We start from the raw sequence: 14,314 nt of genomic DNA on the forward strand, positions 1-14,314 counted from the left end.
GACACCACCCGCTGGGTCGACATCGGCGGATTCAGCTATGAGGTGAACTGCAGCGGCAGCGTCGACAGGCCGAGAGTTGCCGATGGCCAATCGATCTCGGGCGTGTACCCGCACGTCAATTCAAACTGGGGTATCCGGCGCAGCCATTCACTTATCACCAGGCTCAGCTCCATCCGCGCCAGGTGCGAGCCCAGACAGCGGTGGGTGCCGCCACCGAAGCCCCAGTGCTTGTGCACCTTGCCGTCCATGACGACATCATTGACCGAGGTGGCGTCGCTGCCATCGCGATTGATCGCACCCAGGCACAACCACACCCTCGAACCCGCTGGAATCTTCGCGCCGGCGATGTTGACTTCTCGGGTCGTGACGCGCGGAACAACCGGCGCGGGAGGTTCGAGTCGGACGATCTCATCAACGAAAACTGCTATTTGACCGTGGTTTTCGCGAAGTAGCTGGCGCAATTGCGGGCGCCGAGCCAGCTCGAGCAGCGCTGCCCCGATCGCGGAGGTCACGGTGTCCAGGCCGGCAAGGACGAAGACGTAACTGAGCCCGAGTGCCTCGCTGTCATCGAGTGGGTCATCGCCGAGGAGCACCTGAGACAGAATGTCGGTACCCGGATGCCGGCGGTGGGCGGCAATGGCGTCGACAAGGTAGCTCGTGAGCTCGAGTGCGGGAGTCAGGTCAGCGTCGTCCAGGCTGGCGAGCAGGCCCAGGGCGATGATGGCGTCTTTCCAGCGGATCAAGCGGTCCCGGTCTGCCAGCGAAAGGCCGAACAACGTCAGGAACACCTGTGATGGATACGGGATCGCCAGCTCCGTGATCACCTCGCACTGGCTTCCGGCGGCGATTGCGTCGATGATCTCGATCGCCTGCGCTTGCAGTGACGGCAGCATGGCGGCCAGTGCATGTGGACTGAAGAACGGTTGCAGGGCTTTCCGGAATCGAGTGTGCTCGGGTGGATCGAACGCAAGTGGTACCAGCGGCAATGGACTGCCCAATATGTCGAAGGCACGCTTGGACGAGAAGACCTCGGGATGGCGCAGCGCATCGAGCACATCGTCGCGTCCGGCCAGGTAATAGAAGCCATCGCCGATCACCACCGGGCCGGCGTCGCGCAAGGTCGCCCATCCGCGTCCCCGGTCGGTAGCCATCGGCAGCTCCGCGTAGACAAAGTGAGGGATGTCCCGTTCGTCGCGCGGTGCGCTCATAGGGATATCTTCACCCCGGGATGGCCGCCTTGATAGTGCAATTCACGATTTTCGGGCCGACGCCGAAAGCGCGCCATCGGGAGCGGGGGAGCACGGCGGCGGTGTTGGTGGGCGCGCTCGTTGGTCCGTGTCCGCCCCGCGCTGAGCGGTATTGGGACCGCTCAGCCGGTGAGGCCCTTCTTGATCGCCGCATCTTGCTTGCGGCCCACGTCGGTGACGAACTCGGGTGGCGCCGGGATTTCGGCCGGCCCATCGAATTCCAGCTCGGCCAACGCCCGACCTTGGGTGAACAGCAGCACCGTCACCCCCTTTGTCCCGTCCGGTGAGAGCCCGGTGATTGCGATCCCGCCAACGCCGACGTCGAACGGATCGGGGGTTCCTGTGACGATGCCGTCCAGGGCGTTCTTGCGCTGATCGAGCGCACTGGTCGCGGCGGCAGGATCCGGCAGGACCCAGATGGTGTCATTGATGACGTGGCTACGGTCGTCGTTGCTGAAGCTCGTGGAGACGCCGGGTCGCCCATCCGGGTTTCGCACGGGCGGGCTAGCGGTGAATGCCTCGGGCGCGTCGATCTCTGAAGCCTGGATCAGCAGCCGGGCATAATCGGCCGGATCCGTCGGCGCGGCGGTGGCCGCCGAACTTGCGCTGCTCGCATTCGAGGGGCTCGACTGGCTCGACGATGACGGCGATGACTCCGTATTGCTGCTACAGCCGACCAGCGCGGCTGCGGCCAGCGTCACCGTCGCAGTCAAGGTGGCGGCCAACGTGCAGGTGTTCTTCAAGGCAGGCTCCGTTCGCCAGGCTCAGGTGTGAGACGACGGCAGCGTGCCGCGCCGGTCCCAAGCTAGCCCGGGCAAGGCGCTTCCGTCGGGCTCTTAGTATTCCTGCTACGTGGCCGAGAACCGTCGTTGCCGGTTCAGCGCGAGTCACGACGCGAAGCAGGCGACCCCTCGAGTCGTCATCTCGAGGATGGACAGCCCGGCGCTGGACTGAGCGGATTGCGGGGAACCGATGACCGACCGAGACCTCCTGGCCGGACGGGGCGTTGTCGTGGTCGGCGGCAGCCGCGGCATCGGACGCGCCGTCGCCGAACTGCTGGCCCGACTCGGTGCCGGCGTGGTGATCAGTGGACGCGAGCCGGACGCGGTACGTGACGCAACCGAGGCGGTTATCTCCGCGGGCGGTCGCGCCGCCGGCATCGCCGGCGCGGCGGACCACGAAGACACGGCAAATGCACTGGTCGATCGGTGCATGACCAGCTTCGGACGACTAGACGCCTTGATCAACTGTGCGGGCATCGCCGAGCCGCCCGGCTCCTCGATCCTCAACATCAGTCCGGCTCAATTCGATGGTCTGCTTCGAGCCCATCTGGGCACCGTATTCCACACCTGCCGGGTCGCCGCGCCGGTGCTGGCCGCTCAGGGACACGGATCGATCATCAACACGGGTTCGGTTGCGTTCCTCGGCGACTACGGGGGCAGCGGATATCCCGCGGGCAAAGCGGCCGTCAACGGGCTGACCCTGGCAATATCGGCAGAACTGAAAGCGCGCGGTGTACGTGCCAACGTCATCTGCCCCGGGGCGCGTACGCGGCTGTCCAGCGGCCCGGACTATGAAGCGCATATCAACGAACTCCATCGCCGTGGACTGCTCGACGAGATGACTAGGCAGGCCTCCCTCGATGCGCCGCCGGCCGATTTCGTCGCGCCGCTGTATGCTTATTTGGCCAGCGATCTGGCCAGCGGGATCACGGGTCAGATCTTCGTTGCTTCAGGAGGATTCGTTGGCACCTTCGACCGTCCGACGCCACGGGTCCTGGGCTGGCGCGATCATCGGGCCGATCCGCCGTGGCCGGTCGAGGACCTGCACACCATGATCAACGCCCGGCTGCTCGACACGGACTAGCGGGCGTTGTCCGCGCGGGAGCGGCCACCGGCGAAGGTTGCCCCCACCGAGCCTCGCCGGTGGTTTCGGCCAAAGACCCAAAGACGATGTTTATTACGCGCTCAGTGTGGGAAAGACCAATGAGCGGGCATGAGCGGGATGGGTGGGCGCCACCGCAAGATCGTCATGTCGTGCTCACCAAACGGGGCGCGCAGTGTGGCGCGCACCGATACGAGATCAACTCCAAATGTCTTGTACGGGAGCGTAGTTGCACGCTTCCCAGCGTCTGCGCGTACGAGCATTTCCGGGGCGGAAGATGTGAATCACTCTAGTCGGGCGGGGCGGCCATGGAACGATTGAGCGGACTTGATGCGTTTTTCCTTTATCTGGAGACTCCAGCGCAACCAATGAACGTGTGTTGCGTGCTGGAGCTGGACACTTCGACCATGCCGGGCGGCTACCGGTACAAGCGGTTTCATGCCGCCCTGGCCAGACACCTACAAGCGGTGCCGGAGTTTCGGATGAAGCTCGCCGATACCCAGCTCAACCTCGATCACCCGGTATGGGTGGACGACGAAGGCTTTCAGCTGCGCCGCCATGTACACAGGGTCGGGCTGCCAGCGCCCGGAGGCCGTCGCGAACTAGCCGAGATGTGTGGCCATATCGCGGGACTTGCGCTGGACCGGGATCGTCCCCTGTGGGAGATGTGGGTGATCGAAGGCGGAGCCCGGAATGACTCGGTGACGGTGATGCTCAAGGTTCACCACGCGGTAGTCGATGGGGTTGCCGGAGCCAACCTGCTGGCCCACTTGTGCAGCTTTCAGGCCGACGGGCCGGTACCCCTGCCGGCCCGCGGTGCCGGCCCTGGGCATCCGTTGCAGATCGCCACGAGCGGACTGATGGGGTTTGCGCTGCGCCCGCTACGGCTGGCCACGGTGGTGCCGGCAACGATCCGGACGCTGGCTCAGACGGTGCTACGCGCTCGCGAAGGCCGCACCATGGCCGCACCGTTCTCGGCCCCACCGACGCCGTTCAACGGCAACGTCACTCGGCATCGCAACGTCGCGTTCACCCAGCTCGACATGCGCGACGTGAAGCGGGTAAAGCAGCGTTTCGGGGTGACCGTCAACGACGTGGTGGTGGCGCTGTGTGCGGGGGTCTTGCGCCGGTTCCTGCTGGAGCGCGGTGAACTGCCCGATACGCCGCTGGTCGCGACCGTGCCGGTATCGGTGCACGAGAAGTCCGACCGGCCCGGACGTAACCAAACCACGTGGATGTTCTGCCGGGTGGCAAGCCAGATTAGCGATCCTGCGGAACGCATTCGTGCCATCGCCAAAGGGAACGCCGCCGCCAAAGATCACACCGCAGCGGTGGGCCCCACCCTCCTGCACGATTGGACTCAGTTCGGCGGCCCGACCATGTTCTCGATCCTGCCTCGCATTCCGATATCCCGCAGTCCCGCCTACAACTTGATCCTGTCGAATGTGCCAGGCCCGCAGAGTCAGTTGTACTTCTTGGGTTGCCGGGTCGACGCGATGTGTCCGCTCGGCCCGATCCTGGGGGGTGCTGGACTCAACATCACCGTCATGTCGCTCAACGGTGAACTGGGCATTGGCCTCATCTCCTGCCCGGACCTGGTCCCTGACCTGTGGGGTCTTGCCGACGGATTCCCGGATGCGTTGAAAGAACTGCTCGAATGTCGCGACGTCCGGTGCGCAGATATCGACCTTGTCGACGTCTGATCGGTCGCCGATTCGATAGCTGACCGGCCTGCATCCGGCCGGTGGCGACAAGCACTCACCGACACCCTCGTCCAAGTCGCAGATAACGCGTCTGCGATGCGCCGCTGCGGCTACGCTGTCCGGGACCGCAGGAGGGTATTTGACCATGCAACCCAACCAGCTCGACCCAGTCGCCAAGGAGCGGCTGTCCCACGCTGCAAAGGTCTTCACCTCTGACTTGTCGATCAACGAGTTCGCCCTCCTGCACGGGGCGGGGTTTGAACCGATCGAACTCGTGATGGGGGTTTCGGTCTACCACGTTGGCTACCAGTTCACCGGCATCAGACAGCAATCGGAGCTGCCGGTGCTGACCGACGCGACCTATCGCGCCCGCTGGAACGCAATGTCGCGGATGCAGGCCGAAGCCGATGCGTTGGGCGCGGACGGAATTGTCGGGGTCCGACTGGACTGGCGCCATCAGGGTGAAGGACAACATCTCGAATTCATCGCCGTCGGCACCGCTGTCCGCTACACCGCCAAGCCCGGGGCCTTTCGGCGCCCCAACGGACAAGCGTTTACCAGCCACCTGTCCGGCCAGGACCTGACGACCCTGCTGCGTTCGGGATTCGCGCCCGTGGCATTCGTGATGGGCAATTGCGTGTTCCACATTGCGGTCCAAGGATTCTTGAAGACGCTGAGCCAGGTTGGGCGCAACGTCGAGATGCCGCAATGGACTCAGGGCAGCTACCAGGCCCGCGAACTTGCGATGTCTCGGATGCAGGCCGAGGCGGAACGGGACGGCGCCTCCGGAGTCGTGGGTGTGCACTTCGCCATCTCCAACTATGCGTGGGGACATCACACGGTGGAGTTCTATGTGGCCGGAACGGCAGTGCGTCGCAGCGGCGAACCGCAGAGCATCACGCCGTCATTCGTTCTGCCGATGAGTGGTTGATGACCGGGTACGACCAGCAACGGGTCAGCGATGCCGTGGGGGCAGCGTTGGCCGGCCCGGGGGGAGTCGGGATGGTGGTCAAGGTCTTTTGCGCAGTTCCGGGGGTCGTTCTCACCCCGGCTCGGCGCGGATTCTTTCGATCGGAACCGGAACGAATCCTGATCGGCGACTGGCGCTACGAGGTCACCTCAGATGGCCGGCTAAGCGCTTCTCATCTGGTCAACGGCATCGTGTTGGCCGAGCAGGTGCTGGCCGCGGGGGCGGTCGGTCCGCACATCGCCCGCGCGCTCGCACAACTGGTCAGCCACTACGGGCCGACGATCCAGCCCGGGATCGACGCGGCGCTCGAGATGCTGGAAACCTTTGGCGGCCGCGGGTACTGAAGGCTCCATCGCGGTGACCGGTGGCGATGCGCCCGCTCGTCAGGCTTGGTCTTGCCCACGTGCCAGCAGCGAGGTTATGGCCCGAAGCACACCGCGTCCCGCGTAGACGGCCGCTACACAGGAAAGCACGATCAGCGCGATGAATGTCGGCAGCCAATTGGCTCGACTATGACTAACGCCCCACCAGACGAAGGTGAAGAGCACCACACACAGCAGGAGCACCAGATCTCGCCAATTGCCCTGGTAGGACGCGGCAGCCTGACGCAGCGCGCGGTTGCGCTGGGATATGTTCACCAGGTCATCGATGCGTGAATCGATCGTGCGCTGCAGATCCGCGCGCCGCTCGGTGGCATCCGGTGGAAGCCGATCCAGCAGGTCCATGTCTTGCTTGATTATTGCCCGGTAGTCGGGGCGCTTGAATTGACCGGCCGAAACGGCAAGCAGTGCGCCACCGAATATGGGCGCCGTGTTCAGCGCAATCTCCGCCAGACCCACCATAGCGACTCCTCATCAGCGTGGTGCTCAACCTCAGCTCGTAGAGGATCTCCGAACTCGGCCGATCGATCAAACCGCGAGCGCAAATAAGCCGGGTTCGTGCTGGTAGTGCCCGGATACGGCTACGCACGGTTTGGTGGGGAATTTCGTCGTAATCATTGGCAAACCGGTGTTCGGCGAATTTCGGGTATCCGTGCGGATCCTGGCACACGAAGGTCGCTGAGCGAATCTGTTGGCTGGATTTCGTGGCTGCTGTGTGGCGCCCGCGTGGCGGCAGAATGCGAGCACTAGCATGCCGGGAATGACAGATCTGGGCGTGCAGGGACGGCGTACAAACCGACGCGGACATGCGACGCGCGAGAGCATGTTGGAGGCGGCGCTACGCTCGCTGGCCTCTGGTGACCCGGGCGCGGCTTCGGCGAATCGCATCGCCAAGGAATGCGGAGCCACGTGGGGCGCGGTGAAGTACCAGTTTGGCGACATCGACGGGTTCTGGGCAGCGGTGCTGCATCGCACGGCCGAGCGGCGTGGGGAGTTGCCGTCGAATGCCGTCTCCGGCGGCCCACTACCGGAGCGAGTCGCCGCCATCATCGACACCTTGTACGAGGGGCTGACGTCCACTCACTCCCGGGCCATCGAGACATTGCGCAGGGCACTGCCCAACAATCGTGACGAACTCGAACGAAACTATCCGCGCACGGCCGCCGAACTGTCGTCGTGGCAGCGCAGCTGGGCCTTGGCCTGCCAGAAGGCATTCGCCGGCTTGGAGGTCGACCCCAATCGGGTACGAGAAGTGGCCGCCTTCATCCCGGGTGCGATGCGTGGGATCACCTCCGAGAAGCAGCTGGGGACATACTCAGACCTCGATGAGGCGCGCCGCAGGCTGACCAACGCCATTGTCGCCTACCTAGAGAACTCCGGCGCCCGCTGAGGTTTTCATTCTCGCCCGCGGAGGCCGGGTTTCGAATGCCCGTCGACGGCACGATCCGCTGCCACATCTGTGATCGGAAGCCACGATCGGATTGCGCTGCGCCCGAGTAATTTTCAGGCAATGGCCGCGCCGAGGATGAGGTTCACCGCCTCGTCAAGTTGTCCGGCTATCTCCTCGTAACTGAGGAATCTCGCGGTCATCAGGGCGCCGGAAAACGTCATCTGCAGGGTCGACTTGACCGAGCGTGGCCAACCCGGTCCCAGCGCGGCGCCGATCCGCCTCGCTACTTCCTCGCCGATCTGCGCGCGCAGCGGTTGCACTGCCGGATCGTCGGCCATCAACGCGGTGCCGCAGGCGGCGGTCAGTTCGGGTTCGTCGGCCACCACCATCGCCATATCCCGCATGGTCGCGCTCACCCGGGTCTTGGTGGTGTCGTTGACATCCGTATGCAGTGGCAGGTCGCGCAGCAGCCGGAGGTAGACCGCCGCCACCAGAGCGCTCTTCGAAGGAAAGTAGGTGTAGGCACTGGCCGGCGACACCCCGGCGCGAGCCGCAACCGCGCGCATCGTCAGGTTGGCGAATGATGTTGCGCGGAGTTCGTCCAATCCGGCTTCAAGCACCTTGCGGATGGTCTGCGCCGGCCGCCGATCCGATCGGCGCCCCGCCGGCACGGGTGCGCCGGTGCCGGCATCGGGTGGATCGGCGTTATCGCTAGACACGAGTCCAGTGTAGGAATATCCGGGCTCGCCCGACAATGTCACCCCGAAACTTGAGCGGATCGGCTATTCAGGCTATTGCCAAGTGATTAATTGGACGTGCCGGTCCTGATCCGTGGCGACAGGGGCGTCAACGCCCAGTCCATAAGTAGACATATGTCCAGAACTGCGGAGCGGGCGGACCGCCTGAGCATTCGTTACCCGGGGTGTTCGGCCACCGCTCAGGTTCACCGGTGTTGTCGCGGTCGTCGTATGGTGGCGCGTGTGGCCGAGTCCGACCGCCGTCGCTGGGACCGGCGCTACGCGAGCCTAGGGCCCGCAGCGGTGAGCGCGGTGCGTCCGCCGGCCCTGCTACAGGCTCACCTGAAGTTGGTTCCCGCCGCGGGCAGGGCTCTCGATCTGGGGTGTGGACAAGGGCTCGGGGCGGTCTGGTTGCCCCGCCGGGGTCTGGATGTCTTGGGGCTCGACATTTCCCCTGTGGCAATCGCCCAGGCGCGAGACTTGGCTGAGCGCAGTGGGGTTAGCGTGCGATGCCGCTTCGACGTTGTCGACCTCGACGACGGCCTGCCGGATGGACCGCCTGTCGACCTGATCGTGTGTCACAACTTTCGTGACCGCCGCCTCGACGCGGCCATTATCGAGCGTCTGGCCCCGGGCGGGCTGGTCGCCCTGGTCGCTTTGAGCGAGGTTGGCGCCGCTGCGGGGACGTACCGGGCCGCCCCCGGTGAGTTGTCCACCGCGTTTGCCGAACTCGACCCGATCGCCGCGGGTGAAGGTGACGGGCGGGCTTGGCTGCTGGCGCGCGCGTAACGCGTGCCGACCGGCAAGCCCGCGACCGCCCCGGGCGTACATGGTCTATGGTCGCGGCCGAATCGGCTACCCCGCCGTGGCGGCTTTGCGGGCGGCGATCGTGGCGTGCACCTTGTCCATGTCCAGTGACTTCATCTGGCCGATCAGGTCTTCGAGGACGGCCGAGGGCATGGCACCGGGCTGGTTATAGACCAGCACGCCGTCCCGAAACGCCATTACCGTCGGAATTGAGCGCACACCCGCCGCGGCCGCCAGCGCTGGCTCCGCTTGTGTATCAACCTTGGCGTGTACGACGTCGGGGTGAGTCTGCGCCGATCGTTCATAGGTTGGCGCGAAAGCGTGGCAGGGGCGGCAGTAGGAGGCCCAAAAGTCAACCAGAACAAGAGAATTATCGGTGACGGTCGACTCGAAGGTGTCGTGGTTGAGGCTGACGGTAGGCATTGTGTGTCCTTTCTTTCGGGGATACCCACTCGGACAACTGATACCCATAGGGGTATTATTCCCCGCATCGAGCCACTGGCTGTTTTATACCCCCCAGGGTACTATGGCGGTAACGCTCAACGAGAGAGGACTCATCGTGATTGGTGATCAGGACAGCATGGCTGCCGTGCTGAACAGGTTGCGCCGTGCCCAGGGGCAGCTTGCCGGAGTGATCTCAATGATCGAACAGGGCCGCGACTGCAAAGACGTGGTTACCCAGCTTGCCGCGGTATCACGCGCCCTGGACCGCGCCGGGTTCAAGATCGTCGCGACCGGGCTGCGGGAATGCGCGCTGGGCGCCACGGCCGACGGCGCACCGCCACTGACTGAAGCCGAATTGGAAAAGCTGTTTCTGGCGCTGGCCTGAACAGCGTTAACGAAGGATAGGGAGGCACTGGTAATGAATCTTGCGTTGTCGACCACGCTGCACACGAGCTTTGACGAGGCAGTCAAACTCACCCGCGGGGCGCTGGCCGGGCAAGGCTTTGGCGTTCTGACCGAGATCAATGTGAAGGAAACGCTGAAAGCCAAACTTGGCGAAGACATGGAGGACTACCTGATCCTCGGCGCCTGCAACCCACCCCTGGCCCACCGCGCTATCGGGGTCAATCGTCAGATCGGCACGCTGTTGCCGTGCAACGTCGTGGTGCGGGCCGACCCCGAGCGGGACGGAACCATCATCATCGAGGCGATGAATCCCCAGATGATGGCGGACGTGACCGGCGAACCGATGCTGGTGCCGATCGCCGAAGAGGTTTCGGGCAAGCTGAAGGCGGTCATCGGCGAATTGGAGAATTCCAGCGTCGCTAATCCGTCGCAAGTGTGACCGTCGATCCGAGTCCACCCATTCCGCCTAACACCCAAGGGGGGTAATACAGCTATGTCAGACCAGCACCATCACGAGGTTCTCGAGGAATTGCGGCCCCAACACCGGGCGCTACGTCAGCAGATCCCGGAGGTCTACAAGGGATTCGCGGCGCTCAGTGGTGCCGCCTTCGCCGACGGCTCCCTCAGCCGCAAGGTCAAGGAGCTCATGGCGATGGCGATCGGTGTAGTGGAAGGGTGTGACGGCTGCATTGCCTCCCACGCGCAGGCTGCCGCACGCGCCGGGGCCACTCCGGAGGAAGCCGCTGAGGCCATCGGCGTCACCATCTTGATGCACGGCGGACCGGCCACGATTTACGGCGCGCGGGCCTACACCGCGTTTTGCGAATTCGCGGAGGCCCAAACCAACGCCACCTGATGGTCTCAGCTGCTGCGCAGCGTTCCCGGAAGCGTCGGAAGTGCGGCCGGCTGAAACGTTCCGGCGCCATCGAGCGAAACGCTTGATAGGTCACCCGCAAATGCGGGGTGTGCTGACTTGATAGCGATACCCTTGCCGAGGGTTCGATGGCGACCGGGCGGCTGCCGGGTCTGTGTGACGTGGTGGGAGGTCACTGATGTCGTATCTCATCGCAGCGCCAGAGATGGTGGCTGCGGCGGCTACCGATCTGGCGAGCGTTGGCTCATCGATAAGCGCGGCCAATGCCGCCGCCGCTGCCCCAACGATGTCGGTGCGCGCCGCTGGCGCTGACGAGGTATCGGCTGTGGTCGCGGCGTTGTTCGACGCACATGCCCAGGCCTATCAGTCCCTGAGTGCGCAGGCCGCGCTGTTTCATGAGCAGTTCGTGCAGGCGCTCAATGCGGGAGCGGGTTCCTACGCTCTGGCCGAGGCGGCCAGCGTCTCACCCCTGCAGGACGCGCTGAACCTGATCAATGCACCGACCCAGGCGCTGTTCGGCCGGCCGCTGATCGGCAATGGCGCCGACGGGGCGCCGGGAACCGGGCAAAGCGGTGGTAATGGCGGGTTTCTGTACGGCAACGGCGGCAACGGCGGGTCCGGCGCCAACAATCAGGGTGGGGGCAACGGCGGGAGTGCCGGGCTCTGGGGCAACGGCGGTGCCGGCGGAGCCGGGGGAGACTCCACCGTCGCGGGTGTCAACGGATTCAACGGGGGGGCCGGCGGCAGCGGCGGGCTGCTGTGGGGCAACGGCGGTGCCGGCGGGGCCGGCGGCAACGGCGGCGGCGCTCCGCTAGCCGGGTTTGTGGGTACCAGCGGCGGAAACGGCGGCAACGGTGGAGGGGCAGGCCTGCTCTACGGCTACGGAGGTGCCGGTGGCGCCGGCGGAACCGGCGGGGTGGCGCCGCCCACCGGCGTCGGGCAGACCATTCTGTCGGCGGGCGGCGTTGGCGGGACCGGGGGTGCCGGCGGCGGTGGTGCGGCTCTGATCGGCTTCGGTGGTGCCGGTGGCACCGGTGGGCTTAGCGACACGACGACCGAGACCATCGGCGGATATGGCGGCATGGGCGGGCTCGGTGGTCAGAGCGGGGTCCTGTTCGGCACGCCCGGTGCGGGTGGGGCCGGTGGCGCCGGAGGTGCCGGCGTCGGGACGTTCGCGAGCCCCGGTGGACATGGCGGCTCCGGCGGCGATGCCGGCGCAATTGGTTTGTTCGGCAACGGAGCGGCCGGCGGCGATGGCGGTATCGGGGGCGATGGCGCCAGCGGTGGCAATGACGGGGGCAACGGCGGGGTGGGTGGCCTCGGTGGCGTAGGCGGCCCGGGAGGCTGGATCTTCGGCACGGGCGGGGCCGGCGGTAACGGTGGCCTCGGTGGTTCCGGAGGCACGGGCGTCGTCGCCAACGGTTTTGCCGGCTCAGGGGGCTTTGGTGGGGCCGGCGGTGACGCCCAGTTCCTTGGTTTCGGCGGCACCGGCGGCAGCGGTGGTGGTATCGGTGCCGGTGAAACCGCAGCGGTGCCGTTGACAACCCAGCCGGTGGGCGGGACTGGCGGCAATGGTGGGCGAGCCGGGCTGTTCTTCGGGGTCGGCGGGACCGGGGGCAACGGTGGGGCCACCAGCACCAACGGGGCGCTGTATGCCACCGGCGGCAACGGCGGTGACGGCGGCCTGATCTTCGGCAACGGCGGTACCGGCGGAAACGGTGGCGCGGGCGGGGGCACCAGCGTCGGCGCGGGCGGCCAGGGTGGCGCGGCCTCGGCGTTCTTCGGCAATGGCGGAGCCGGCGGCGATGGCGGCGCGGGCGGCCAGGGAGCGGGCGGTGCCGGCGGCTCGGGTGCGCTGTTCTTCGGCAACGGCGGTGCCGGGGGCAACGGTGCGCCAGGGGGCACAGGCTTCGGTGGTACCGGCGGCAGTGCGGTGCTCATCGGCAACGGGGGCGACGGCGGCGACGGCACCGGAGGCGCGGCCGGTGGCGCCGGCGGTAGCGGCGGTTTCATCTTCGGCCAGAACGGGTCGAACGGACTTCCCTAGCGCGCACGGACGCCGCCGGCAGCAATTCAAGGGAAATTTGCACATGGCTGCGCAAATTCGCAGGCGATCCGCACACAATGTGGCATATCCGGTGATCCCTGGGCGCAACATGGCCGATCCTCTGTCCCTGCGTGGGCCACGTTCAGTAGGGTGGCGGCGTGCACGAGGTGGGTCGCGAGCAACGCTCGGACGAGATGGCCAGGCTAGATGAGCAGAATCGGTTGCAGCGGTACGAGGAAGCGTTTGCCGACCAAGATGCGCCGTTTGCGTTCGTCGACCTCGACGCGATGTGGAGCAATGCCGGCCAAATGCTTTCGCGCGCGGGCGACAAGCCCATCAGGGCAGCGTCCAAGTCATTGCGATGCAGGCCGCTGCAGCGCGAAATCCTGGACTCGAACCCACGATTCGAAGGTCTGATGACCTTCACGCTGGCCGAGACCCTCTGGCTGGCCGGACAGGGCTTCGACAACCTGTTGCTTGCCTATCCGACAACCGATCGCACCGGGCTGCGTGAGCTGGGCGAGCTAACCGCCGAAAACCCCGCGCGGGCGCCGATCGTCATGGTCGATAGCGTCGAACACCTCGACCTGATCGACCGAGCAACCGACAGGCCGGTTCGGCTGTGCCTGGACCTCGACGCCGGCTATTGGCGAGCGGGAGGACGGGTCAAGGTCGGCCCGAAGCGCTCCCCGTTGCACACCCCCGAACAAGCACGCGAGCTTGCGCTGGAGATCGCCCGGCGGCCACGGCTGCGACTGGTCGCACTCATGTCCTACGAAGGCCACATCGCCGGGTTCGGGGACCAGGTGGCAGGCAAATTCGCCCAAAACGCGATCGTGCGCTGGATGCAGCGCGAATCCTTCGCAGAGCTGCGCGAACGCCGCGTTCGCGCCGTTGAACTGGTCAGCGAGGTCGCTGAACTCGAGATCGTCAATGCCGGCGGCACCGGAGACCTTCAACTGGTCGCCCACGAGTCCGCGGTCACCGAAGCGACCGCCGGCTCCGGGTTCTACGCGCCGACATTGTTTGACTCCTACTCGGCGTTCTCCCTGCAGCCAGCGGCGATGTTTGCGTTGCCGATATGCCGCCGACCCGGAGCCAAGACCGTCACCGCGCTCGGCGGCGGCTACCTGGCCAGCGGAGTCGGAGCAAAAGACCGGATGCCCAGCCCCTATCTGCCCAGCGGGTTGAAGCTCGACCCGATGGAGGGCACCGGCGAGGTGCAGACACCGCTGTCGGGCCGCGCGGCGCGACGGCTCAAGGTTGGCGACAAGGTCTACTTCCGCCACACCAAGGCCGGCGAACTCTGTGAGCGATTCGATCGCTTGTATCTGGTTCGTGGCGCGCAGGTCGTCGACGTCGTCCCGACCTACCGGGGTGAGGGACGCACATTTCTCTAAAGAGCCAATAGCCTTCGGCGCCGGAA

Annotated in this window: 17 protein-coding genes; 12 read left to right on the forward strand and 5 right to left on the reverse strand. The window is 65.7% G+C overall.

Translation table 11 applies throughout. From position 1 onward, the window contains the following. Positions 1-35: 35 nt before the first annotated feature. Positions 36-1,208: a cytochrome P450 gene (locus tag MPSD_RS13270; RefSeq protein WP_020787522.1), complete on the reverse strand. Its 1,173-nt coding sequence runs from the start codon at positions 1,206-1,208 to the stop codon at positions 36-38. Between the two features lie 161 nt (positions 1,209-1,369). Continuing rightward, a complete protein-coding gene (locus tag MPSD_RS13275) occupies positions 1,370-1,927 on the reverse strand; it encodes a hypothetical protein (RefSeq protein ID WP_085981915.1) in 558 nt (185 codons plus the stop codon). Between MPSD_RS13275 and MPSD_RS29345 the strand changes: the two genes are divergently transcribed. The 5 genes from MPSD_RS29345 to MPSD_RS13300 all read left to right on the forward strand — a co-directional run bounded on the left by MPSD_RS29345 (position 1,836) and on the right by MPSD_RS13300 (position 6,148). Then, a complete protein-coding gene (locus MPSD_RS29345; protein ID WP_086085368.1) occupies positions 1,836-2,021 on the forward strand; it encodes a hypothetical protein in 186 nt (61 codons plus the stop codon). The genes MPSD_RS13275 and MPSD_RS29345 overlap by 92 nt on opposite strands. Positions 2,022-2,219: 198 nt before the next feature. After that, positions 2,220-3,113 (forward strand): SDR family NAD(P)-dependent oxidoreductase, encoded by an 894-nt coding sequence (locus MPSD_RS13285; protein ID WP_012394355.1) that lies wholly within the window; start codon positions 2,220-2,222, stop codon positions 3,111-3,113. 326 nt (positions 3,114-3,439) lie between these two features. Beyond that, positions 3,440-4,834, forward strand: coding sequence for a WS/DGAT/MGAT family O-acyltransferase (locus tag MPSD_RS13290; RefSeq protein ID WP_020787520.1), 1,395 nt, complete (start codon positions 3,440-3,442; stop codon positions 4,832-4,834). A gap of 145 nt (positions 4,835-4,979) precedes the next feature. Then, positions 4,980-5,765 (forward strand): heavy metal-binding domain-containing protein, encoded by a 786-nt coding sequence (locus MPSD_RS13295; RefSeq protein ID WP_012394357.1) that lies wholly within the window; start codon positions 4,980-4,982, stop codon positions 5,763-5,765. Continuing rightward, the gene (locus tag MPSD_RS13300; protein ID WP_011740961.1) at positions 5,765-6,148 is read left to right on the forward strand and encodes a DUF5073 family protein; all 384 of its coding nucleotides are present in this window, start codon (positions 5,765-5,767) and stop codon (positions 6,146-6,148) included. The genes MPSD_RS13295 and MPSD_RS13300 overlap by 1 nt, the downstream gene beginning before the upstream one ends. Positions 6,149-6,187: 39 nt before the next feature. On the opposite strand, the gene MPSD_RS13305 is transcribed toward MPSD_RS13300, so the two are convergent. Then, positions 6,188-6,646: a hypothetical protein gene (locus MPSD_RS13305; RefSeq protein WP_012394359.1), complete on the reverse strand. Its 459-nt coding sequence runs from the start codon at positions 6,644-6,646 to the stop codon at positions 6,188-6,190. Positions 6,647-6,944: 298 nt separating this feature from the next. Between MPSD_RS13305 and MPSD_RS13310 the strand changes: the two genes are divergently transcribed. Next, a complete protein-coding gene (locus MPSD_RS13310; protein WP_086085365.1) occupies positions 6,945-7,574 on the forward strand; it encodes a TetR/AcrR family transcriptional regulator in 630 nt (209 codons plus the stop codon). A 113-nt stretch (positions 7,575-7,687) separates the two neighbouring features. Here MPSD_RS13310 and MPSD_RS13315 read toward each other — a convergent pair whose 3' ends face one another. Then, positions 7,688-8,293 (reverse strand): TetR/AcrR family transcriptional regulator, encoded by a 606-nt coding sequence (locus MPSD_RS13315; RefSeq protein ID WP_051153695.1) that lies wholly within the window; start codon positions 8,291-8,293, stop codon positions 7,688-7,690. Between the two features lie 261 nt (positions 8,294-8,554). On the opposite strand from MPSD_RS13315, the gene MPSD_RS13320 reads away from it, so the two are divergent. Next, on the forward strand, positions 8,555-9,100 hold the full coding sequence (locus tag MPSD_RS13320) for a class I SAM-dependent methyltransferase (protein WP_036427342.1): 546 nt from the start codon (positions 8,555-8,557) through the stop codon (positions 9,098-9,100). A gap of 66 nt (positions 9,101-9,166) precedes the next feature. Here MPSD_RS13320 and MPSD_RS13325 read toward each other — a convergent pair whose 3' ends face one another. Continuing rightward, positions 9,167-9,541, reverse strand: a complete 375-nt coding sequence (locus MPSD_RS13325; RefSeq protein ID WP_015355447.1) for a thioredoxin family protein — start codon at positions 9,539-9,541, stop codon at positions 9,167-9,169. Positions 9,542-9,677: 136 nt separating this feature from the next. Here MPSD_RS13325 and MPSD_RS13330 point away from each other — a divergent pair, with 136 nt between their 5' ends. The 5 genes from MPSD_RS13330 to MPSD_RS13350 all read left to right on the forward strand — a co-directional run bounded on the left by MPSD_RS13330 (position 9,678) and on the right by MPSD_RS13350 (position 14,288). Further along, positions 9,678-9,947 carry a metal-sensitive transcriptional regulator gene (locus tag MPSD_RS13330; RefSeq protein WP_011740966.1) on the forward strand — a complete coding sequence of 90 codons (270 nt, stop codon included), beginning with the start codon at positions 9,678-9,680 and terminating at the stop codon, positions 9,945-9,947. A gap of 33 nt (positions 9,948-9,980) precedes the next feature. Then, positions 9,981-10,406 (forward strand): DUF302 domain-containing protein, encoded by a 426-nt coding sequence (locus MPSD_RS13335; RefSeq protein ID WP_012394364.1) that lies wholly within the window; start codon positions 9,981-9,983, stop codon positions 10,404-10,406. Between the two features lie 54 nt (positions 10,407-10,460). After that, positions 10,461-10,823 (forward strand): carboxymuconolactone decarboxylase family protein, encoded by a 363-nt coding sequence (locus MPSD_RS13340; protein WP_011740968.1) that lies wholly within the window; start codon positions 10,461-10,463, stop codon positions 10,821-10,823. Between the two features lie 196 nt (positions 10,824-11,019). Continuing rightward, complete coding sequence (locus MPSD_RS13345) at positions 11,020-12,888, forward strand: PE family protein (RefSeq protein ID WP_086085364.1); 1,869 nt, start codon at positions 11,020-11,022, stop codon at positions 12,886-12,888. Between the two features lie 158 nt (positions 12,889-13,046). Further along, positions 13,047-14,288: an amino acid deaminase/aldolase gene (locus tag MPSD_RS13350; RefSeq protein ID WP_020787516.1), complete on the forward strand. Its 1,242-nt coding sequence runs from the start codon at positions 13,047-13,049 to the stop codon at positions 14,286-14,288. Positions 14,289-14,314: the final 26 nt, after the last annotated feature.

Origin of the sequence: Mycobacterium pseudoshottsii JCM 15466, assembly GCF_003584745.1 — a bacterium.
GTDB classification, from domain to species: domain Bacteria; phylum Actinomycetota; class Actinomycetes; order Mycobacteriales; family Mycobacteriaceae; genus Mycobacterium; species Mycobacterium marinum.